This window comes from Arthrobacter sp. B055-34 (assembly GCF_059090425.1).
In genome coordinates this window covers 450,215-470,699 of the sequence record NZ_JBNHFQ010000004.1, presented here as the reverse complement: position 1 = coordinate 470,699, position 20,485 = coordinate 450,215, and the positions used below count along the sequence as shown (strand labels likewise).

At 62.7% G+C, this 20,485-nt stretch carries 23 protein-coding genes and 1 other RNA gene; 9 read left to right on the top strand and 15 right to left on the bottom strand.

Features of this window, described 5'->3' with window-relative positions; genetic code table 11:
- Positions 1–57 precede the first annotated feature (57 nt).
- From AC5RWO_RS10730 to AC5RWO_RS10700, 7 genes are all read left to right on the top strand, one after another.
- Entirely contained in the window at positions 58–975 is a 918-nt protein-coding gene (locus tag AC5RWO_RS10730; protein ID WP_498731354.1) for a metal ABC transporter substrate-binding protein, read from the top strand.
- Entirely contained in the window at positions 972–1,751 is a 780-nt protein-coding gene (locus tag AC5RWO_RS10725; RefSeq protein ID WP_498731353.1) for a metal ABC transporter ATP-binding protein, read from the top strand. Before AC5RWO_RS10730 ends, AC5RWO_RS10725 begins: the two co-directional genes overlap by 4 nt.
- Entirely contained in the window at positions 1,738–2,631 is an 894-nt protein-coding gene (locus AC5RWO_RS10720; protein ID WP_498731352.1) for a metal ABC transporter permease, read from the top strand. Before AC5RWO_RS10725 ends, AC5RWO_RS10720 begins: the two co-directional genes overlap by 14 nt.
- 8 nt (positions 2,632–2,639) lie before the next feature.
- Positions 2,640–3,371 carry a metal-dependent transcriptional regulator gene (locus AC5RWO_RS10715; RefSeq protein ID WP_498731351.1) on the top strand — a complete coding sequence of 244 codons (732 nt, stop codon included), beginning with the start codon at positions 2,640–2,642 and terminating at the stop codon, positions 3,369–3,371.
- 71 nt (positions 3,372–3,442) lie between these two features.
- On the top strand, positions 3,443–3,832 hold the full coding sequence (locus AC5RWO_RS10710; protein WP_498731350.1) for a fluoride efflux transporter FluC: 390 nt from the start codon (positions 3,443–3,445) through the stop codon (positions 3,830–3,832).
- Positions 3,829–4,215 (top strand): fluoride efflux transporter FluC, encoded by a 387-nt coding sequence (locus tag AC5RWO_RS10705; protein ID WP_498731349.1) that lies wholly within the window; start codon positions 3,829–3,831, stop codon positions 4,213–4,215. Before AC5RWO_RS10710 ends, AC5RWO_RS10705 begins: the two co-directional genes overlap by 4 nt.
- 74 nt (positions 4,216–4,289) lie before the next feature.
- Positions 4,290–5,387 carry a carboxylate-amine ligase gene (locus AC5RWO_RS10700; protein WP_498731348.1) on the top strand — a complete coding sequence of 366 codons (1,098 nt, stop codon included), beginning with the start codon at positions 4,290–4,292 and terminating at the stop codon, positions 5,385–5,387.
- Between the two features lie 10 nt (positions 5,388–5,397).
- On the opposite strand, the gene AC5RWO_RS10695 is transcribed toward AC5RWO_RS10700, so the two are convergent.
- On the bottom strand, positions 5,398–5,883 hold the full coding sequence (locus AC5RWO_RS10695; RefSeq protein WP_498731347.1) for an AfsR/SARP family transcriptional regulator: 486 nt from the start codon (positions 5,881–5,883) through the stop codon (positions 5,398–5,400).
- A 628-nt stretch (positions 5,884–6,511) separates the two neighbouring features.
- Between AC5RWO_RS10695 and AC5RWO_RS10690 the strand changes: the two genes are divergently transcribed.
- Positions 6,512–6,883: a hypothetical protein gene (locus AC5RWO_RS10690; protein WP_498731346.1), complete on the top strand. Its 372-nt coding sequence runs from the start codon at positions 6,512–6,514 to the stop codon at positions 6,881–6,883.
- Positions 6,884–6,950: 67 nt separating this feature from the next.
- Here the strand turns inward: AC5RWO_RS10690 and ssrA are convergent.
- The 13 genes from ssrA to AC5RWO_RS10625 form a co-directional block, all read right to left on the bottom strand.
- Positions 6,951–7,320, bottom strand: a transfer-messenger RNA (tmRNA) gene (ssrA, locus tag AC5RWO_RS10685).
- A gap of 235 nt (positions 7,321–7,555) precedes the next feature.
- Complete coding sequence (gene smpB / locus AC5RWO_RS10680; protein ID WP_498731345.1) at positions 7,556–8,032, bottom strand: SsrA-binding protein SmpB; 477 nt, start codon at positions 8,030–8,032, stop codon at positions 7,556–7,558.
- A gap of 76 nt (positions 8,033–8,108) precedes the next feature.
- A complete protein-coding gene (locus AC5RWO_RS10675) occupies positions 8,109–9,584 on the bottom strand; it encodes a peptidoglycan DD-metalloendopeptidase family protein (protein ID WP_498731344.1) in 1,476 nt (491 codons plus the stop codon).
- A 4-nt stretch (positions 9,585–9,588) separates the two neighbouring features.
- On the bottom strand, positions 9,589–10,503 hold the full coding sequence (gene ftsX / locus AC5RWO_RS10670; RefSeq protein WP_074701616.1) for a permease-like cell division protein FtsX: 915 nt from the start codon (positions 10,501–10,503) through the stop codon (positions 9,589–9,591).
- Positions 10,500–11,201 (bottom strand): cell division ATP-binding protein FtsE, encoded by a 702-nt coding sequence (gene ftsE / locus AC5RWO_RS10665; RefSeq protein WP_074701615.1) that lies wholly within the window; start codon positions 11,199–11,201, stop codon positions 10,500–10,502. Before ftsE ends, ftsX begins: the two co-directional genes overlap by 4 nt.
- Before the next feature lie 358 nt (positions 11,202–11,559).
- Entirely contained in the window at positions 11,560–12,675 is a 1,116-nt protein-coding gene (gene prfB / locus AC5RWO_RS10660) for a peptide chain release factor 2 (protein ID WP_498731343.1), read from the bottom strand.
- A gap of 80 nt (positions 12,676–12,755) precedes the next feature.
- Positions 12,756–13,247: a Tad domain-containing protein gene (locus AC5RWO_RS10655; RefSeq protein ID WP_498731342.1), complete on the bottom strand. Its 492-nt coding sequence runs from the start codon at positions 13,245–13,247 to the stop codon at positions 12,756–12,758.
- A gap of 14 nt (positions 13,248–13,261) precedes the next feature.
- Complete coding sequence (locus AC5RWO_RS10650) at positions 13,262–13,681, bottom strand: hypothetical protein (RefSeq protein ID WP_498731341.1); 420 nt, start codon at positions 13,679–13,681, stop codon at positions 13,262–13,264.
- Between the two features lie 55 nt (positions 13,682–13,736).
- Positions 13,737–14,147 (bottom strand): TadE/TadG family type IV pilus assembly protein, encoded by a 411-nt coding sequence (locus AC5RWO_RS10645; protein ID WP_498731340.1) that lies wholly within the window; start codon positions 14,145–14,147, stop codon positions 13,737–13,739.
- A gap of 1 nt (position 14,148) precedes the next feature.
- On the bottom strand, positions 14,149–14,340 hold the full coding sequence (locus tag AC5RWO_RS10640; RefSeq protein ID WP_498731393.1) for a hypothetical protein: 192 nt from the start codon (positions 14,338–14,340) through the stop codon (positions 14,149–14,151).
- 97 nt (positions 14,341–14,437) lie between these two features.
- Positions 14,438–15,379 (bottom strand): type II secretion system F family protein, encoded by a 942-nt coding sequence (locus tag AC5RWO_RS10635; protein WP_498731339.1) that lies wholly within the window; start codon positions 15,377–15,379, stop codon positions 14,438–14,440.
- A complete protein-coding gene (locus AC5RWO_RS10630; RefSeq protein WP_498731338.1) occupies positions 15,376–16,239 on the bottom strand; it encodes a type II secretion system F family protein in 864 nt (287 codons plus the stop codon). The genes AC5RWO_RS10635 and AC5RWO_RS10630 overlap by 4 nt, the downstream gene beginning before the upstream one ends.
- Positions 16,236–17,462 carry a TadA family conjugal transfer-associated ATPase gene (locus tag AC5RWO_RS10625; protein ID WP_498731337.1) on the bottom strand — a complete coding sequence of 409 codons (1,227 nt, stop codon included), beginning with the start codon at positions 17,460–17,462 and terminating at the stop codon, positions 16,236–16,238. Before AC5RWO_RS10625 ends, AC5RWO_RS10630 begins: the two co-directional genes overlap by 4 nt.
- 159 nt (positions 17,463–17,621) lie before the next feature.
- Between AC5RWO_RS10625 and AC5RWO_RS10620 the strand changes: the two genes are divergently transcribed.
- Positions 17,622–19,445, top strand: coding sequence for an ABC transporter ATP-binding protein (locus AC5RWO_RS10620; protein WP_498731336.1), 1,824 nt, complete (start codon positions 17,622–17,624; stop codon positions 19,443–19,445).
- On the opposite strand, the gene AC5RWO_RS10615 is transcribed toward AC5RWO_RS10620, so the two are convergent.
- Positions 19,442–20,485: a glycosyltransferase gene (locus AC5RWO_RS10615; RefSeq protein ID WP_498731335.1), complete on the bottom strand. Its 1,044-nt coding sequence runs from the start codon at positions 20,483–20,485 to the stop codon at positions 19,442–19,444. The genes AC5RWO_RS10620 and AC5RWO_RS10615 overlap by 4 nt on opposite strands.

Here is a 20,485-nt window from a genome sequence, read left to right as displayed (position 1 = left end):
AACAGAAATTTTAGCCGCACCCTATTATTCCGGCACCCCTTTACGATAAATTTAGGCATGCCGAAAAAACTGTGGTCCGTGCTGGCCGTCTTGTCGCTGGGCATGCTGACGGCCTGCGGTCCCGTGGGCAACGGTTCGGCGGCCGTTCCGGAGCCGTCCGACGAGCGCCCCATGGTACTGACCACCTTCACAGTGCTTGCAGATCTGGTGCGCCAAGTCGCCGGCGAGCATGTGCGGGTGGAATCAATTACCAAAGTGGGCGCGGAGATCCACGGCTACCAGCCCACTCCTTCGGATCTGGTCGGCGCCCAGGAAGCGGACCTGATTCTCGACAACGGCCTCGGCCTGGAGCGTTGGTTCGCCCGGTTTGTGACGGCGGTACCGGCCCCGCACGCAGTCCTGTCGGAGGGGATCGACCCCGTAGATATCCGCTCCGGAAACTACGAGGGCAAGCCCAATCCGCACGCCTGGATGTCGCCGGAGGCCGCCAAGGTCTATGTCGACAACACTGTCGTCGCCCTGAGCGAGCTGGATCCGACACATGCAGCGGACTTCCGTGCCAACGGCGAGCAGTACAAGGACCAACTGGACGGTGTCATGCAGGAACTGAAGGACGCCTTCCAGGAGAGCGACGCCGTTGCTGCCCTGGTTACTTGCGAGGGCGCCTTCTCCTATCTCGCCAGGGACGCCGGCCTGAAGGAAGCTTTCCTGTGGCCGGTGAACTCCGACGCCGAAGGCACCCCGCGGCAGATCAAAGACACCATCGCCTTTGTGCAGCAGAACCAGGTTCCGGCCGTGTTCTGCGAATCCACAGTAAATCCCGGCGCGATGGAACAGGTTGCCGCCGCGACCGGCGCCGAGCTCGTCACTCCGCTCTACGTCGATTCGCTGTCCGGTCCCGAAGGCCCGGTGCCAAGCCACCTGGACCTTATCCGGCATGACATCGCACTAATCAAAGAAGGACTCGCCTCATGAGTGTGCATGAACTTCCCACCGGCGCCGACGCCATTACCGTGAGGTCGCTGCATGTGGCGTACAACGAGGTCATAGCCCTGGACGGCGTCACGTTGACTGTCCGGCCGCAGACCATTTGCGGGCTGATCGGCGTCAACGGCTCCGGCAAGTCCACGCTGTTCAAGTCCCTCATGGGCCTCGTCCAGCCGACCAACGGCGACGTGCGGCTGTTCGGCGTCGAACCCAAGGACGCACGGAAGCTCAACGTCGTCTCCTACGTTCCGCAGTCCGAGGATGTGGACTGGACGTTTCCCGTGTCCGTCCGCGACGTCGTCATGATGGGCCGCTATGGCCGGTTGGGACGTGCACGCCGTCCGCATCGCGCCGACCGGGAAGCTGTGGCGGCAGCACTGGAACGTGTTGGCCTGTCGGAGCTCCAGCACCGGCAGATCGGCGAGCTCTCGGGCGGTCAGCGGAAGCGGGCCTTCGTGGCGCGGGGGATCGCGCAGGATGCACGCCTGCTGTTGCTCGATGAGCCGTTCGCCGGCGTCGACAAGGGCTCCGAAGGTGCCCTGATCTCCCTGTTCAAGGAGCTGCGGAACGAAGGCCGGACCGTACTGGTCTCGACCCATGACCTGGCTGGCATCCCCCAGCTCTGCGACGAAGCCGTCCTGCTCCACCAGCGGGTCCTCGCCCATGGCAAACCCGAGGCGGTCCTGACCAACGAGAACCTCGCCCGGGCTTTCGGTACAGCCCTGGCCACCGCCCCGGAAGGAGCGCATCATGGACGTCATTAATTGGGTGCTGGAGCCGCTGCAGTACGGCTTCTTGACCCGCGCGCTGCTGGTGACTCTGGCGGCGGCTGTGGTCTCGGCTGTACTGTCCTGCTGGCTGATCCTGATGGGCTGGTCCCTCATGGGCGACGCCGTATCCCACGCAGTGCTGCCCGGCGTCGCGCTGGCGTACATTGTCGGCCTGCCGTTCTCGCTGGGCGCCTTCATCTTCGGCGCCGGTGCCGTAGCGTTGATCGGCGCCGTCCGGTCCACCACGAAACTCAAAGCGGATACGGCCATCGGCGTCGTTTTTACCGGGTTATTCGCGCTGGGTCTGGCTATCATCTCCAAGACTCCGAGCCAGACGGATCTGCAGCATATCCTGTTCGGCAACGTACTCGGGGTGAACACCGCCGAACTGCTCCAGGTGCTCGTTTTGGGCGCGATCACCTTGGCCGTGCTGCTCTACAAACGGCGTGACCTGACGCTGCTCGCGTTCGACCGGATCCATGCCCACGCCATCGGGCTGAACACGCGCTGGCTTTCCGCCCTGATGCTAGGCCTGTTGGCCCTGACCGTTGTGGTGGGCCTGCAAGCAGTCGGCATTATCCTGATGGTGGCCATGCTGATCACGCCCGGCGCCACGGCATTCCTGTTGACCCGCCGCTTCGACACGATGCTGCTGATCGCAGCGTCGATAACCGCATCGGCCGCGGTCGCCGGCATCTACGCCAGCTACTATCTGGACATTTCCACCGGCGCCTCCGTGGTCCTGGCCCAGTCCGTGGTCTTCGTCGCCGTCTACCTGTTCTCCCGGCGCAACGGAGTAGTCTGGCAATTGCAGCGGCGGCGCAGCGCCAGGCGCCGGGTCTCCGAACAACCGAGCATCCCCACGTCCGTCTAGAGAACAAGATGCCTCCCAACAAACACAGTCCCGCCCTGAGCAGCGGCTCCGCCAGTGTTCAGGACTACGTCAAGGTGATCTACTCCTTCACCGAGTGGCAGGACGAACCGATCAGCTCGTCCCAGCTGGCCAACAGGCTGGGCGTCGCCAACTCCTCGGTATCGGAGATGGTGCGTAAGCTCGTCGAGCTTGGCCTCGCCATCCACGAGCCGTACAGTGCCGTGGAGCTGAGCGACGAGGGCCGCCGGCTCGCTCTGGCGATGGTCCGCCGGCACCGGTTGCTGGAGACCTTCCTGGTCCAGGAACTCGACTATGCCTGGGACGAGGTCCACGACGAGGCCGAACTGCTCGAACACACCGTTTCGGACACGTTCATCGAACGGCTGTCCGCCAAACTCGGCTATCCCGACCGGGACCCGCACGGCGATCCGATTCCGGATGCGCACGGCGCCGTGGACATCCCGCAGGCACATCAACTCGCCAGCCTGGATGCGGGCCATACGGGCCGGATCACCCGCATCAGCGACGCGAACCCCGAACTCCTAAGGTTCCTCAGCGCTGAGGACATCGGCCTGGATGACCATGTGGAGGTCATCGGCCGCAAGCCCTTCGGCGGCCCTCTGGTAGTCCGCATCGCCACCGCCGGGCGCAACCGGGAGCTGGATCTGGGCGACGAGGCCGCATCGGCACTGTGGGTTTTCAGTGACAAACCCCACGCTGACTGCGCCCTCATCACATGAGAACGACGCCGGCGACGCGCCTTGGGCGGCCGGGAAAGCCTCCGCTGCCGCCCCCCACCGTCTGGACAGCTGTGGCCGTCGGCGGACTGCTCGGCACCGAGGCGCGCTTCGGTCTGGGGCTGCTATTTCCTGAAGACGGCGGCGGTGTTCCGTGGACCACGCTGGCGATCAATGTCACAGGCAGTCTCCTGCTGGGGATAGTCACCGCCTTCTGGACGGAACGACCGGGGGCTCCGGCGTGGCTCCACGCCGGCCTTGGCCCCGGCCTGTTGGGTTCCTTCACGACGTTTTCGGCCGTCACTATCGCCATCGAGCAGCTCGCCACTGCCGGACGTCATGATGTTTGGCTGGCGTATCTGGGATCGTCCCTCGCCGCCGGGCTCGCCGCGGCCGTGGCCGGTTTGGTGCTCGGCCGAGTGCTTGCGAGTCGCGCGGTCGGCTCAACGGACGGACAGTCGTGACCGCTCTGGCCGCATTGCTGGTGGGTGTCTTCGGCATGGCAGGGGCGCTGGCCAGGTTCGCCGCGGATATCCTGTTCATCCGGGCCACTGATGCCCAGACCGCTCGGATGGCCTGGCCGTGGTCAACCTTGCTGGTCAACGTAACCGGTTCGTTCGTCATCGGGCTGACCGTTTCAACGGCTGCGCAGAGTTCGTTGGCGGAGCCATGGAGTACGGCGGTGGCGACGGGACTGGCCGGCGGCCTGACCACGTTCAGCTCCTGGACGGTTGCCACCGCCAGACTGTGGGCAGAACGGCGGCCTGTTGCCGCCGTCGTCAATCTTGCGGCCAATCTGGTGCTGGGCCTGGTAGCGGCCGCGCTGGGAGTGCTGCTGCTCCGATGAGAGGGCTGTCATCAGCACACTGATAATTTGGGTAAGCTCAGGTTTGTCCGCTTCAGCCTAGGGAAGGGCATTTAATGGCAACGCTGGGAATTGAGGAAGAGTACCTGCTGCTCAATCCGGCCACGGGACTGCCCGAGGCGGTCGCAGACAAGGTGGCCCAGAACCTGGAGTCCCTGCAAGTAGCCCGCGGCGACATCCAGCGGGAGCTGCTCAATTGCCAGATCGAGACTGCCACGGCCGTTTGCTCAACACTAACCGAGGCAGAGGAATCGCTGCTGAACTTCCGCCGTCAGTTGGACACTGCCGCACGGAAGGCGGGCGTCCGCGCGGCCGCCACCGGCACGGCAGCGCGGATCCACGAAGACTACCCGGAGCTGACGGACAAGCAGCGCTACCACGACCTCAAAGCCAGCGCCAAAGGGATTGTCGCCGACCAGTTCGTCAATGGCCAGCACGTACATGTTTCAGTCCCGGACAAGGAGTCGGGCGTGCAGGCCTTGAACCGGATCCGGCCCTGGTTGCCGGTCATCGTAGCGCTGAGCTCGAATTCACCGTTCTGGCTGGACCGCGACAGCGGGTTCGCCAGCTGGCGGATTGTGCACTACCGCCGTTGGCCGGTCCAGGGCTGTCCCCCGCTGTTTGCTGATGCTGCGGATTACGAGCGGCGGATCCAGCGGTTGGTGGACACCGGAGTCGTCATCGACCGAGGCGTCCTCACCTGGCTGGCACGCCTGTCCGACCGCTACCCCACGTTGGAAGTGCGCGCGGCGGATGTGCAACTGGAAGCCCAGGATGCAGTCCTCATCGCCGCGCTGATCCGCGGACTGGTCGTCACGGCCCTCGCCGAAGCGGAGGCCGGCAAGGAGTTTCCCGACCTCGACGCCGAACTCCTCGACGCGGCTGTCTGGCAAGCCGGAAGGCAAGGGCTGGCCGATCAACTGATCGACCCGTTTTCCGGACTCCTCCTGCCCGCACGCGATGTGGTCAACCTGCTGGTTCGCCGCATCCGGCCTGCCCTTCAGGAAGCCGGCGATGCTGAGTGGGTAGACGCTTCCCTGGAACGCTTATGGACCGACGGCATCGGTGCCGAACGCCAACGGCGGGTCATGGCGGCTGGCGGAATGCCGGCGCTGATGGATCTCTACGCTGGCTCGCTGACCGCGGAGGCTTGAGCGTCACGGGCTAGCCGCGGCCCCCGCTCCGCCCCAGCTGCTGCTCGCCATCCGACCCTTCCACCAGCGAACTGATCAAGTCCGAAATGATTGGCGAGGGGGCAACGCCGAATTCCTGCCGCAACCTGATCCGGAAGGACTGGTAAGCTCGCAGCGCTTCCGCATTGTTTCCCTCCGCCAGGTAGCACTGGAGCAGTAACCGCTGTGCACTCTCGCGCAGGGGCTCTATGGTCGTCGCTGCGCGTGCCGCTTCCATCGCCGGATCGATCCTGCCCAGCAGCAGAAACTGCTTGGCCAGCCGTTCAAGCACCGACAGCCGCAGTCGCTGCCACCGCTCCTGCTCGGAGATTACCCAGTCTTCGTACCAGCCCGGCAACAATTCGGCATCCTGCACCGCCTCCAGCAGGCTCTGCTGGAGGCCGGGATTGGCATGTTCCTCCAGACGGGCTGCCTGTGCCCTGAGATCGCGGACGTCAACGCTGACGTGCTCGTCCAAGTCCAGCGGATCCTGAGTCGATGACAGGAGCTGAGGCAATGTCCGATTAACTAGGAAAACACTCTCCCGAAGGCTGCCCGCCGCCTGATGCTCGGAGCTGTCCGGCCACAGCAAACCGGCCAAAAAAGTACGGGACTGCCTGCCGTACAGTGCCAAGGCCGCAAGAAGGCGCTGCTGACGCAGAGCCACTTTAACAGGTTGACCCCCGCGATGCAGTTGCCAGCCCCCCACAAGTCGTAAATCCCAAGGTCGATCGGTAGCCATAGCCGCAGTGATCCCCACAGTACACTCCCCACAGAGCCAGCCGGACTCTCCGGCCCCGGCTCCCCTCGCGGGCCCCACCGCTTGGAGTCTTCAGGATCGCTAATGCGCGCGGCAGTGTCAATGAATCGGGCAATCCGTATCAGGAAAGCCCAAGGTCCACGAAGAAAATCAAGACCCAGGGGTTACCGCCAACCGGAAGCTGTCAGCTAGGAGGCGTCATGGACTGGCAGTCGGCCCATTGGTGGCGGGAGCTGGGTCTCGCCTCGACATGGCGGCGACAAATCAGCCCACTCGCTGGGGAGCAGTATTCCCCGATCCGTTTCGAATCGGCGCTAATGGCGGCATTGGCCTATTGTTGATGACGATGATTACGAGACGAGATGCAGCCCTGGCCCTTGACATTCCGCTTGAGATGGCCCGGCGGCACGGCATACCTTCGCGGCTCAGCGAGGAGGACCTCGCCGAGATTGTGGCTAATCCGCCGCAGTGGCTACTGCAGTCCCGCGACAACCGCACAGGCAAGAGGCCTGTCTGGGTTGAATTGCGGTGCCATGTCTGCGGCTTTTCGGAGGCGGCGCGGCCTAAGAAGTGGTGGCCTGAGTTTACTTACGTCATCTGCGGATTCCACGATCCACAAGAGCTGCCCGAACTCGGGGCCGGGATGCGCCGGAGCGAATTCGATGGTGTAGGCAGTCGCTTCATCGGCATAGTCGAGGATCCTGTAGCAGGTTCCTAACGCCGTCCAGATCAGCTGCTTAAGCGACAAACAGGCCGGAAGCGTTATGCCTCCGGCCTGTTTCCGTTGGTGGAGATGGGGGGAATTGAACCCCCGTCCGATGTTGCGTTGCCAGGACTTCTCCGGGCGCAGTTTGCTTCGGGATTTCTCGGCCCCAGCCATCCTGCAAACAAGTGGCTGACCCGGGCCCAGCCGTCTAAAAGTCCCGGACACTCCAACGGCGAAAGTGTCCAGCAGTGGCCCTCTAAATGACGCCAGAAACCGGGTCGAGAGCGTACCCGGACTGACGGACTATGCCCGCTGCTTAGGCAGCGAGAGCGAAGTCGTGCTGTTTAGATTCAGCAGTTATTTTTTTGCAGAGAGCGTTAACGAGATAGCCCTGCATCCTCGGCCCGCTTCCCCTGGCGCGACTAACATCGTCGAAACCTGTCATCCCCATATTGAATTACCAAACCGGTGGTTCGCACCGGACTATCTATTCTAACCACAACATCTGCGAATGTATTCCCGAGGCCTCAGATGTTTTATGGCCCTCCGGGCACGCGCTGATTTACGCTCTATTTAGGCTTGCCGGCGACCACTGTGGCCGCCTCGTCGGGTCAAGGAGCTACTCATGCTGGTCAAGGCTGGGTGGTGAATCCCTCGCTCACGGAGATTCCCGATGAACGCTGATCAGGCAGAGCTGCGGTTGCGCTCACGCATGGCACGCAACGCTTCGCGCTTGTCCTGCTGTTCACGCAATGTCTGACGCTTGTCGTAGTCCTTCTTACCGCGGGCAATTGCGATTTCAACCTTCGCCCGGCCGTCGTTGAAGTAAAGCTGAAGGGGCACAATCGTGAAGCCTGATTCGCGGATCTTGTGTGAGATCTTGTTCAACTCTTCGCGGTGCAACAGGAGTTTCCGTCGACGCCGGGCGGAGTGATTGGTCCAACTGCCGTTGAGATACTCCGGAATATAGACCGCTTCCAGATACAGCTCATCGTTGTAGAAAACGCAAAATCCATCGACCAAGGAGGCCCTGCCCTCACGCAAGGATTTGACCTCGGTCCCCATGAGCGCCATGCCGGCCTCAAAGGTATCCATAATGTGGTAGTCATGCCGGGCCTTACGATTGGTGGCCACTACCTTCCGGCCACTTTCCCTGGGCACGGGGCAACTCCTTCTGGTTCAAATCCACTTAGTTAAAAACATCCAGTATACCGGCGTGGAACAAATCCCTCGCTGGCTACAGCAGGCCCATGGGGTTGACCAGCGAACCGTTCAAGATGGTTTCAAAGTGCAGATGGCATCCGGTCGAGTTGCCGGTTGTTCCAACGTAACCGATAACATCCCCTTGGCTGACCCTCTGGCCGACGGACACAGCGGACCGCGTCAAGTGGAAGTAGTTCGTGGCCAAGGCGCTGCCGGAAACTACCCCATGGCTGATCACTACCATGTTTCCGGCCGCACCGCCCCACCCGGACGTCCAAACTTCGCCACTGGCAGGCGCGCGCACCGGGGTGCCGCAGGCTGACCCATAGTCCAGTCCCGTATGCATGTAACCGCCGGAACCGCCAAAATCGATTGTGCCGGCGGGGGTAGCCCTCCACCCATATCCCGAGGTCACCGGGCCGGACACCGGAGAAGCCAGACCGAACGAGGACGACTCGCTCGGCGCGGCGGGCGGTGGTTCGACCGTGGGAACAATTTGCGGGACCGGCTGGTTAGCTGCCGCGGCAGCCGCCTTCGCGGCCTTGATCCGCGCCTGCTCCTTCTCCCAGGCCGCTTGAGCCGCCTTGCGCTCGGCTTCTTCCTTCTTACGGCGTTCTTCGGCTTCGCGTCGGAGCCTTTCCTGCCGTTCGGCGATATCGGCCTGCACCTGCTGGTGCTGTTTTTCGACCTCAGCCAGCTGCTGCTGGATCTTCGGTTTCTGGGCCTGGAGTTTGTCCGAAAGGGCGGAAGTATCCGCGATCAGCGTGTCCACTTTCTCTTTCTCGGCTGCGGCCTCATCCCGAGCAGTCTGCTCGGCAGCCAATGCCTCTTCGGCCTGCTGCTTGAGGTCCCGGATTTCTTCCTCGACCGCCTCGAGACGGGCCTTCGAGTTCACGTTCGTAGCGTTCTGCTGGGAAAGCTTGTTCAATGCGGCGTTCTGGCTGCGCAAGGCCTGGTCTGCCAAACCGATAGTATCGGCCAGGCCAGAGTCACCCTCCGAGCCAAAAAACAGCGTCAGGTTAGACGGGACCCCACCCTGTTTGTAGGCCTGGGTGGCGATCTGCCCTATGATCTCCCGGGTTTCAGCGAGCTCTTCCTTGTCGTCGTCGAGCTGCTTGTTAATGTTGTCCTTGGTCTGCAACGCCATGTCCACGCGCTGAGCCAGAGCGGCGACCTTGTTCGCCGCTTCCTCGACCCGTCCCTGCGCATCTGCCAGTTTCTGCTGGGCCGCTGGCAACTGGCTCTGGTACTCCTTAAGCTGCTTTACAGTCTCTATGATGTCGGCGTCCAGGAACTCCAGCGAATGCTCAACTTCGGCCATTTCCTGCTCGAGCGCTTCTTTGCGATCGTCCAGTTGATCCGCCTGTGCCGGACCTGCGGTGCCGAGGGAAAACGCCAGGAAAACGGCCAGCGCGGCGCTGATAATCCCCTGCGGCAGACACGACTTCCTACCCGCGTGTAAACGGTTCACTGTCCGGTTCCCCAACCTGTTGTTCTGCTCAGTAGACATGATTCTAGACCTTCAAATAGCGTCGGAGGGTAAGAAGAGAAGAAATTCCTGCCAGCACGGTACCGAGCAGGATCAGCGCGGGTGCGATCAGGAGCACCGATCCCTCCGATATGAACGCCGTATCCGGATATTGCTGTGCCAGCCAGTCGCCGATAAAGAACCGCGCCACTGCCCACAACGTGACCGAGGCCAGCAGTGCGCCGATGACAGCGGCAATGACGCCTTCCAGCACAAACGGCAACTGGATCACCGCCTTCGAAGCTCCTACCAGACGCATGATGCCCGTCTCGCGACGTCGACTGAACGCCGAGAGACGGATAGTCGTCGCGATCAGCAGGATCGCGCACACAATCATGATGGCGGCGATACTGACCGCCACGAGGGAGGCTATGTTCATCACGCTGAAGACTCGTTCGAGGATCTCCCGCTGGTCCACAACAACTTCGACGCCTGGCAACGAGGAGAAGATCTCGTTAATGACCTCGTACTTTTCCGGGTCCACGAGGCTGACCCGGAAGGACTCCGGTAGCTGATCCGCGGTTACGGAATCCACAATCGGCGAGTTGGCGAACTGGTCGCGGAAGTGTCCCAACGCGTCCTCTTGCGACTCGTACAGGTAAGTGTCCACGTACTGGGCGACAGCAGGCGACTCAAGCGTGTTTTTGATTTCCGCCCGCTGTTCGTCGGTTACCGGCCCGGAGGCACAGCTTGCCGCCGTCGACGTATCGACGCAGAGGAAGACTGCGACCTGGACCTTGTCGTACCAGTAGCCCTTCATCTGGTTGATCTGCAGCTGGAGCATACCGGCAGCCCCGACGAACGTCAGCGAGATGAAAGTGACCAGGATGACGGAGACGACCATGGAAAGGTTGCGGCGCAACCCGGAACCGATTTCACCAAGAATGAATGCGAGTCTCATTTGTTATCACCTTGGGCGCCAACGTAGATGCCTTCGGCTTCATCGCGGACCAATACGCCGTCGACCAGTTCGATCACTCGCTTGCGCATGTCGTTCACGATCACGTTGTCGTGCGTCGCCATGACGACGGTAGTGCCGTTTTGATTGATCCGGTCCAAGACCTTCATGATGCCCATTGAAGTGGTGGGATCAAGGTTTCCGGTCGGCTCATCGGCCAACAGGATACCCGGCTTGTTCACGATGGCCCGGGCAATAGCCACTCGCTGCTGTTCGCCGCCGGAGAGCTCATGGGGCATACGGTGGTCCTTGCCTTCCAGCCCGACCGTTTTAAGTACTTCTGGAACCGTCTCGCGGATCATGGCCCGGCTCTTGCCGATCACCTGCATGGCGAAGGCAACGTTGCCGGCGACGGTCTTGTTCGGCAACAGTCGGAAATCCTGGAAGACAACGCCGATGCCGCGACGCAGTTTCGGCACCCGCCAGCTTGGAATGTTGGCGACGTTCTGGCCGGCCACGTAAACGGAGCCACGGGTAGCCCGGTCCTCCTTGAGGACCAGCCGGATGAAGGTGGACTTCCCTGATCCCGAGGCTCCGACCAGGAACGCAAAATCCCCGCGGTCCACTTCAAGGCTGACCTTGTCCAAAGCGGGTCGCGTGTTCTGGTCGTAAATCTTAGTGACGTTGTCGAATCTAATCATGACTACTTCGTGCCCAAATACAGCTGCCGACGGCTCGGGCCTATGGTTGAAGGAAAAATCATCGGCGTACTGACTATATGCAGTACGCCTTGGGATTTACCTGCAGGCCCCTAACGGGCGTGTCGTTCAGGCAGGGCCAGCGGCAGGAAGCCGGGGTCGGCAATGCACCCCATCTACGTGGCATTCTTCCTCGTGAGAGCAGTTGCGGAACGATCGCCTGCGGCAACAGCGCAGGCGATTGGTTCCCTCACAATTGTATAGTGATTCATGTCACCCAAGTCCCTGGCATTGGCCGGAAACACCGGGTGAACCTAACGTGCGACTGCGTTCCTGGCCGGGCCCGCCGGCACAATCGGGGCTATTCCGCCGCGTTTCGGTTGTTAGCACGCCAGCGGATACCCGCGTCGATAAAGTCATCGATCTCGCCGTCGAATACGGCAGAGGTATTGCCCACTTCATGTTCCGTACGCAGGTCCTTAACCATCTGGTACGGATTGAGTACGTAGGAACGCATCTGGTCACCCCAAGATGCCTTGACGTCCCCGGCGAGGGCCTTCTTCTCCGCATTTTCTTGCTCTTTTTTCAGCAGCAGCAGCCGGGATTGCAACACGCGAAGCGCGGCGGCGCGGTTCTGGATCTGCGATTTCTCGTTCTGCATCGAAACCACGATGCCGGTGGGAAGGTGCGTCAACCGCACGGCCGAGTCCGTGGTGTTCACCGACTGTCCGCCCGGTCCGGAGGAACGGAAAACGTCGACCTTGATCTCGTTGTCCGGAATATCAATGGAGTCCGTCTGCTCGATCAGCGGGATCACCTCGACCGCGGCAAAGGACGTCTGGCGTCGGCCTTGGTTATCGAAAGGACTGATCCGTACCAGGCGGTGGGTACCGGCCTCGACCGATAACGTACCGAAGGCGTAAGGTGCTTTGACTTCGAAGGTCGCCGATTTCAGCCCTGCTTCTTCGGCGTAAGACGTGTCCAGTACCGACGTGGGGTACCCGTGGCGCTCCGCCCAGCGCAGGTATAGACGCATGAGCATTTCCGCGAAATCCGCCGCGTCAACGCCGCCGGCGCCAGCGCGGATGGTGACAACAGCTTCCCGCTCGTCGTACTCGCCCGAGAGCAAGGTGACGACTTCGAGCTGGGCAAGCGCTTTCTTCAATGCCCCCAACTCGTTGGCTGCCTCCGCCATCGAGTCGGCGTCGTCCTCGCCCTGACCCAGTTCAACGAGGACCTCCAGATCGTCGATCCGTGCCTCAAGTTTTTCGAGCCGTTCGAGATCGGACTGGCGGTGCGAGAGCTTTGACGTGATCTGCTGTGCTGCGGCAGGATCGTCCCACAGATCGGGCACGCCGGCCTGCTCGCTCAGCTCTGCGATGTCCTTGCGGATGGTTTCGACATCGGTCACTGCCTCGATGGAGTCATAGGTGGCGCGCAGGGCGCGGATTTCTGCGGGAAAGTCGATCTCAGCCATGGTTCTCCAAGCCTACGCCATGGTGGGAACGCCGATGCGCTTCCCGCGGCTAGGCATCCACTCAGCGCTGGCACCTGGCATCAGCGGCGCAGTTCCGAACGGGCATCACTGGACACGGTGATCGGCACACCTGCCGGCACCAGAAAATTCACGATAGGAGGATGTACTACGGCGGAGAGGACCACGTGGGCAGTACGGCTTTCCGGCGAACCAGTGCCCGGGTTGATGGACAGACCGTCGAAGCGACCCGCCGCACCGGTATCCGTAATATAGCGTTGGACGGCGCTGTGGACGGTACCGTCGCTCAAGGTTGGAACGGGAGCACCGGCAGAGCCCTGGACGTCCGCGAGCGCAAAAGTGTCTGCGGCGGCCAAGGAGGCTCCGTCTGCCACCGAGAGCAACTTCTTGCGCTCTACGTACACGGCTGATGCAGCCATGACCACGGTGAGTATCAGCAGGCTCAACATCACAAAGCCGATGATCAGGACCGCTACCTGGCCATCATCGTCCCGTGCATTCCGCCCTTTACCGGCAAGGCCTGCCGGCCTGCGGGGCCCGATGAAGCGGCTCATAGTTCCCGGCAGATTCATCCGTAACGCTCGACGATCTGGGTGGCGGTGGATGTCACCGTGGCGAAGGACAGGTCCAACCCCGACATCAGCGGCAACGGTACTTCCAGGGAGACGTTGACTGTCACGGTTGAACCTGGTTCGAGACATGCGCCGCCGCCGCAGCCGACAGCCATCCCGAGATCGCCTGGCCCAAACCCGAAATCCTGTACGGAAAGCAGCGCTGCCTGTTCAGCCTGGCCATGAGCGGCCGCGGGTGTGTCTGCCGAGACAAAAACCTTTGCTGCATGGTCGGCGGCGCTGACGACGGCGAAAGAGCCGCCCTGAATCTGGGCCACGGCGATGACGAAGTAGACCACCGGCACGAGCAGCAGCGTGCCAAGGAAGACGAACTCCACAACAGCACTGCCCCGCTCCGCAGGCTCATCAGGACGCACTGCCGCTGCCAAGCGCAGGCGAAGTTCGCCCGGCCACCTCGACGGCCGGTGTTTGCTACCGCGGCAGTGCTGCATGGCCCTCCACCTCCAATCCGCCTGCAGGACCGACCAGTCCGACCGCTGGCAACGGAGCGTTCACTGTCACGCGAAGTGTCCTGATTCCCCCACGCTGGATCTCTTCCACCTGTACGTCCGTGGCATAGGCAGAGTTCAGGGAGCCGGTAATCAGGGATACCGTGCGGCCCCGGGCGTCTTCTGGCCCGCGATCTGCCAACGCACCATAGCGGGCCCCGGAACCGGCGGCATCGATCAAGGTGTTCCGCACGTGCAGAACAAGTGCCAACTGCATGATCGAGACGAAGATCAACGTCAGGACACCGCCGACCAGCACGAAGTCCACAGCCGCTGAGCCACGTTCGGAGCGAAGACCGCCCGAAGCGCGCAGCAGTGTTATCAAGCGGCGCATATCAAGGCTGGCTGACGCGTCCCATGGCATCGTTGAAAAGGCCTTCGAGCGCGGGTTTGGCAATGGCGAGGATCCCGGCGACAAGCACAGCCGACATTAGGGTGATCATGACCCACCCGGGCACATCGCCACGCTCGGGGTCCTCGCCGGACACGACCGTCCGGAACCGACCGGCGAGCTGTACCAGCATCATCGACAGCAGTACAGCTGCTTTCAGAGTGAAGGAATACTTGTTCATTTTCCGCCTTCTTTACCTTTGATCCGTTGTGAAATTCTCATGGGCTGCGCCTTCACCAGCCCAGATTGATCAGGGCCAACCCCGGATATACAGCAAACAGGACGGTGAGGGGCAAGACACCGAACACGAGTGGAACCATCATGGCGATTTCCTTTTTGCCTGCCGATTCCATGAGGCTGCGTTTGGCCATATCCCTGACGTCCTGTGCCTGAGCCCGAAGCACATCCGCCAGCGGCGTACCTCTTTCAACTGCCACAGTGATGCCGTCAACGAACCGCACCAAGGCCTGAAGTCGGCTCCGGCGCGAAAAGTCCTGCAGCGCCGCCAGCAATGGCGTCCCCGACCGGGTATCTGCCAGAACGGTAGCGAATTCGTCGGCAAGTTCGCCGTGAGCGCTGCGGCAGATTCGTTCCAGAGCACCGGTGGTGCTCTCCCCCGCGCTGACAGCGAGCGCCATCAGTTCCGCCAGACTGGGGAATTCGGCCAGCATCTTGGTTTCCCGGCGCTGTATCTGCACGGTCAGCATGTAGTCGCGCATCAGGAATCCGCCCGCGGCGAGGCCGATTGTGAGAATGATGCCCGTAATGGGGTCTAGCCCTCCCCCTGCCGCGGATACCAGGGCCAGCAGAATTCCGGCGGCAAGTCCCAGGACCGCCCACAGCAGTTGCTCCGCCCTGAAATCGACGGCCGTCTGGCGGCGGCCGGCCTGCGCCAGACGCTTGGATAACACGGTCGTCCCGAGGTTGAATCTGCCTAGCCAGGAAACGGCGTCGAGAAGGACCGGCCGGATGATGCGTTCCAAGGGGCCGAAGGGGGTCACGTTGACCGGTCCTGCAGCCAGCAGCCTGGACTGGACGTCCACCGATTTCAGCTGAGGGGCGATTCTGTCGACGAACCGTGTCCTGCGCACGGAGGGGAGCCGCGTCAGGACCAGCCACAAGCCGGCGCCGAGGCCTGTCCCCGCGAGGACGCCCATGGACATCAAATGTGTCATTGCATCACCCGTTCGTCTTCGGGCAAGGCGCCGATGCGGAGCATGAGCCGGTAACAGACCAAAGACACGACCAGACCGCCGAGCAGTACCATGGCCCCCGCCGTCGAGTTATAGGCGGCAACGGCCTCGGGCCGCGTAGCCAGCAGCATCAAGATGATCCATGGTGCGGCAACGGCCAGCCTCGCGGCGCTGACTGTCCACGATTGACGGGCCTCCAGCTCGCTTCGGGTGCGGGCACTGTCGCGAAGAAAATCCGCCAGCGTACCCAGCAGCCTGCCCAGGTCGGAGCCGCCCACCTCCCTCGTCATTCTGAGCGCTTCGATGATCCGGTCCGCGACGGGATCCGCAAGCCGATCCTTCAGCCGCTCCAACGACTGGTCGAAGCGCCCTCCGGCCCGATAGTCTGCCCCGAATTCGACGAACGCTGGACGCAACTCCACCGGCCCCCGGATCCCCAGCTGTATCAGGGCCTCCGGCAAAGAGAGGCCGGCGCGAATGGCGGAACGAAGGTGGTCCACTACGTCCGGCCAAATTTCGCGCATGGCCGCCACGCGGCGCCTTGCGCGCCACCGCACCAGCACCAACGGCAACCATCCGCCAAATAGCGCGAAACAGCCGGCGATCGGAGGCGATTGCGTAATCACCAAGATCAGCAAGAAGGTAAAGACTGCCGTTCCGGCACAACTGGCAATAAGGCCGTTGACAGAAACTTTCTCAATACCCGATTGGTTGATGACCTCCTGCAAGCGGGTGAACCGTGGGTTACGGGGGCTCTTGGGAGGCGATTCCGGCAATTCCCAGCAGGACCACCAGATCAGGAACAGTCCGAACCCGCCCACAAGGCCAGTGGCAGCAGTCATGACATGCCGCCGAGCAACTGCATGACGTTGTACCCGGCACGGGCAAATTTGTCGTCTCCCGGACTGGCCGAATCGCTGGCCAGTAGATCTCCGTTCTGCCGGCTGAAAAGAGTTGATGTCTCGATAATGCCGTTTTCGACTCGGCGACCGAGCGAGACTATTTCGGCAACCTGCCGTTGGCCGGAGGCGCTGCGCGTGCAGTGCACGACCAAATCAATGCAGGAAGCTACCGTCGGCAGGACGAAGGCACTGGAGATATTCTCGCCAGCTAACAGGGGCAGTGTGCACACCTTCGTGATCGCGTCATGGGCACTGTTCGCGTGGATCGTACACATCCCTGGCAAGCCGCTATTTAGGGCAATCAGCATGTCCAAGCTTTCGGCTTCCCGGACCTCGCCCACGATCAGGCGGTCCGGCCGCATGCGCAGGGCTTCCTTGACCAGCCGCCGCAGTGGGATTTCGCCCTCGCCCTCCAGATTCGGTTGGCGGCATTGCAGCCCTACAACATCGCGTAGGGGCAGCTGAAGCTCGAAAATTTCCTCGACTGTCACCACGCGCTCGCGGCTGCCGATGCTTGCCGCAAGGCAATTGAGCATCGTCGTCTTCCCCGCCTGCGTTGCCCCGGAAACCAGGATGTTGAGCCCGCTGGCTACCGCGGCGGAAAGGAACCGCGCTGCCTCGGGCGAGAGCGAGCCCAGTTCCACCAAATGGTCCAGTTTCGACGCCCGGGCAATGAACTTACGGATGTTGACGGCCCAGTGCCGTTTGGTGATATCAGGAATTACCACATGCAGGCGGGAGCCATCGGGCAAGGCCGCGTCAACGAATGGTGACGACAAGTCAAGCCGCCGGCCCGAGGACTTGAGCATCCTTTCCACCAGGTCCCGTACCTGCTGCTGGCTCAGCGTGACCGAAGTAAGCTCGGATTCCCCGCCGCGCGCAACATACACCTCGGCAGGGGAATTTATCCAGATTTCCTCAACCAAGGGATCATCCAGCAACGGCTGCAGTGCGCCGAACCCTGCGACCGCATCAAAGACGTACTTCCTGGCAAAGTCAAGGTGCCCCAGCGGCGGCAGTGTCCCCAACAGGGACCGCTCGTCATAATCATTGACCGCGGCCTCCACCAGGCGGCGCACTTCCCCGCCTTGGTGCGCCGGGTCAATGCCCCTGCGGCGGATGAGCTCGCGCACCTCATCTTCGACAATGCGGATAGCATCCATCCGTATCCCCCTGGCGCACAGCGCCGTCCTGACGCCGGAACTCCGTGAGACTGGATCCGCCGTCGGTGTACGTTTTCTCTCCCGAGAGTAGGTGAAACGTTTGCGGCAGGCTAGGTCTGTGACGCGCCTTGTGGATAAACAACTAGTCTTAGTGCCAGTATGAATAGCATTCTGAAGGTCCTCGGGCCGTTGTTGAAAACGCTGCCCGAAGGCAGCCGCCGATTCCTGACCGGTTACGCCGCTGCTTCCGCAGCCCTGGCGCTGCTTGACATCGTGGCCCTGGGACTGGTCGCCGCCCTGCTCCCGGGGCTGGTCAGCGGGCAGCCGATGGTGTGGCCGGTTCTGGGTGACATCACGGAAAAGGGCCTGGTCCTGCCGCTGCTGATCTTCATCTGCCTGCTGATTGTCCTTAAGGGCATCCTCGCGGTGATGCTGCTGCGTTTCGCCACTAAACGCTTCGCCCGCCACGAGGTCGCCATCGGGGACCGGCTCTTCGCCGCCTATCTCGCCTCGCCCTGGGAGAAACGGCTGGGCCGCAACTCGGCTGAAATCGTCCGCTCCGTTGACGTGGGAGTGGGCATCACGGTCTCGGGTGTGCTGATGCCGGCCATGACGCTTTTCGGCGAGCTGGGCACGATGGTGGCGGTCGTCGTCGTACTTTTCATTGCCCAGCCGCTGATCGCCATTGTCACCATGCTGTATCTGGGCCTGGTTGCGCTGCTGCTGGCCAAGGTTATTTCGCCCCGGGCGGTGGCGATCGGACGCCAGAACCGCGAGTGGTCCAACCGGACAGCCAAAACACTGTACGAGGCGCTGGGTGCGCTGAAGGAAATCACTCTCGCGGACCGTGGGCCGGAGGTGCAGGAACAGGTCCACGGCACCCGGACCAAATCGGCCCTGGCACGGGCCGGCGCCATCCAGATATCGCAGATTCCCCGCTATGTTCTGGAGACCGCCCTGGTGGTCGGTTTCGCCCTGGTCGGCGGTGTTGGCCTGCTTGTCGGCGGTCCCGCCGGCGCCGTGAGCGCCATCGGGCTGTTCGCCATTGCGGGATTCCGCCTGATCCCCTCGCTGACCCGGATGCAGGCCGTGCAGTCCTCGGTCAACACCAGCGCATCCTTTGCCCGTCAGGTCGTCGAAGACATTCGCGAAGGCGACGAGGAAATGGCGCGCCAGAGCAAGGAACGGCCGCAGCACGACCTCGCCGACGCACCAGCGGATATTGTGCTCCACGACGTCTCTTTCAGCTATCCGGGTGCCCAGGCTCCTGCGCTGGACCGGATCAGCATCCGGATTCCAGCCGGCAGCCATGTGGCCTTCGTGGGGTCTTCCGGTGCCGGAAAATCCACCATGGTGGATATTCTGCTCGGGCTGCTGGAGCCGACCGCGGGCCACATCGAAGTGGGCGGCGAGCGGCTCGAATTCGTGCTGACTTCCTGGCGCAAGCGGATCGGCTATGTGCCGCAGGAAGTGTCCCTCTTCGATGCATCCGTTGCCCAGAACGTAGCCCTGGCCTGGGACGAATCTAAAGTTGATCGGGAACGGGTGGAAACGGCGCTGCGCCGGGCACAGCTGCTTGACACGTTGCTGGCCCGCGACGGCGGCATCGATGCCGTGGTCGGCGAGCGCGGCATGGCCCTTTCCGGCGGCCAGCGGCAGCGGCTGGGCATCGCCCGGGCGCTCTACGACAACCCGCAGGTGCTCGTGATGGATGAGGCCACTTCGGCGCTGGACACGGCCACGGAGGCCGCGGTGACCAAGGCGATCAACGAACTCCACGGCAACGTCACGGTCATCACCGTGGCCCACCGCCTCGCCACCATCCGCCACGCCGATATCGTTTTCTTCATGCGCGACGGCGAGGTGGCCGCCTACGGAACCTTCGACGACGTCGTCGCCCGGGTCCCGGATTTCGCGGAGCAGGCGGCACTGGCGGGCCTCACACCGCAGGAAGTGGCGGCCGACGAGCGTTCGGAGGCCTAGCGGCCGGCCCTAACTTCGCGGTACACCCCGGCGAGCTGCGCCACTGATTGTTCAGGTGAGTGGTTCGTGTTGATCCAGCCCCGGCCATTCAGCGCACGGGAGACAGCAGGCGGGTCTGCGAGCGCGGTCAGCACCTGCGCGGCGAGCCCATCGACGGTTTCGGCCTGCAGCACCGGAGACGGACCGGGGTAATAGCCGTCGCCGAGTTGCATGACCACCGGGGCGCCGATGGCTACGGCCTGCAACTCGCTCATGGCCAGGATTCCGGCGCTCTGGCCGACCACGGCGTGCGCAGCCGCCAGCCAGCGCAGGTAGTCCGGTTTGGCCATTTTCGGTACCAGCTGAACGCCCATAGCGGCAGCCCGGCCTGCCTCGGCGCCCCAGTCAAGTCCCATAACTTCCGTTCCGGGTACGACGGCGGCCAGCAGTGTGCGCGCGAGTTCCAGCTGCGTTTGGCCTCCTTTGGAACCATCCCAACGGGAGGCGAAAACCACGCGCGGCCGGTCCGCCGGAGCCCAAACCGGAAGTTCCTCCATGTCCACAGGGTTCGGCAGGTAACGGGCACCGGGATGCGCAGTCTGGGCGTGCTCGGCCAGATCGGGCGTGGAGTACACGACAGCGGCGGCGTGGTCGGCGCCCCACTGGATCGCCGGTCTGCGGGCCGGATCATAATACTGGGTGCGGATGTCGGTGCCGTGGAAGTGCAGCACAAAGGGCTTGTACGGCCGGGAGCGCACTACGCCTATGCGGGAGCCGGAGTGGACATGGAGCAGATCGGCGCGCAGAATCTTCGCTGCCCGGCCCGCTTGCCAGAAAAGGCCCGCCAGCAACCGCCTGCTTTTTCCCGCTGCACCGACGGGGACGCCGGAATCCGCGGGCGGCGTGCGGTTGAACTGCCGCCAGGGATGTCCGTCCTTCCTGCCGTATTTGACCAGGGTGCGGCCGACGTCGGCCGCATCGTACAGATGCAGGACCTTCGGTTCTGCCTCCAGACCGGAACCGGGAGCGGTGGCGCGGGGAGCTGTCCTTGAACCCGGCAT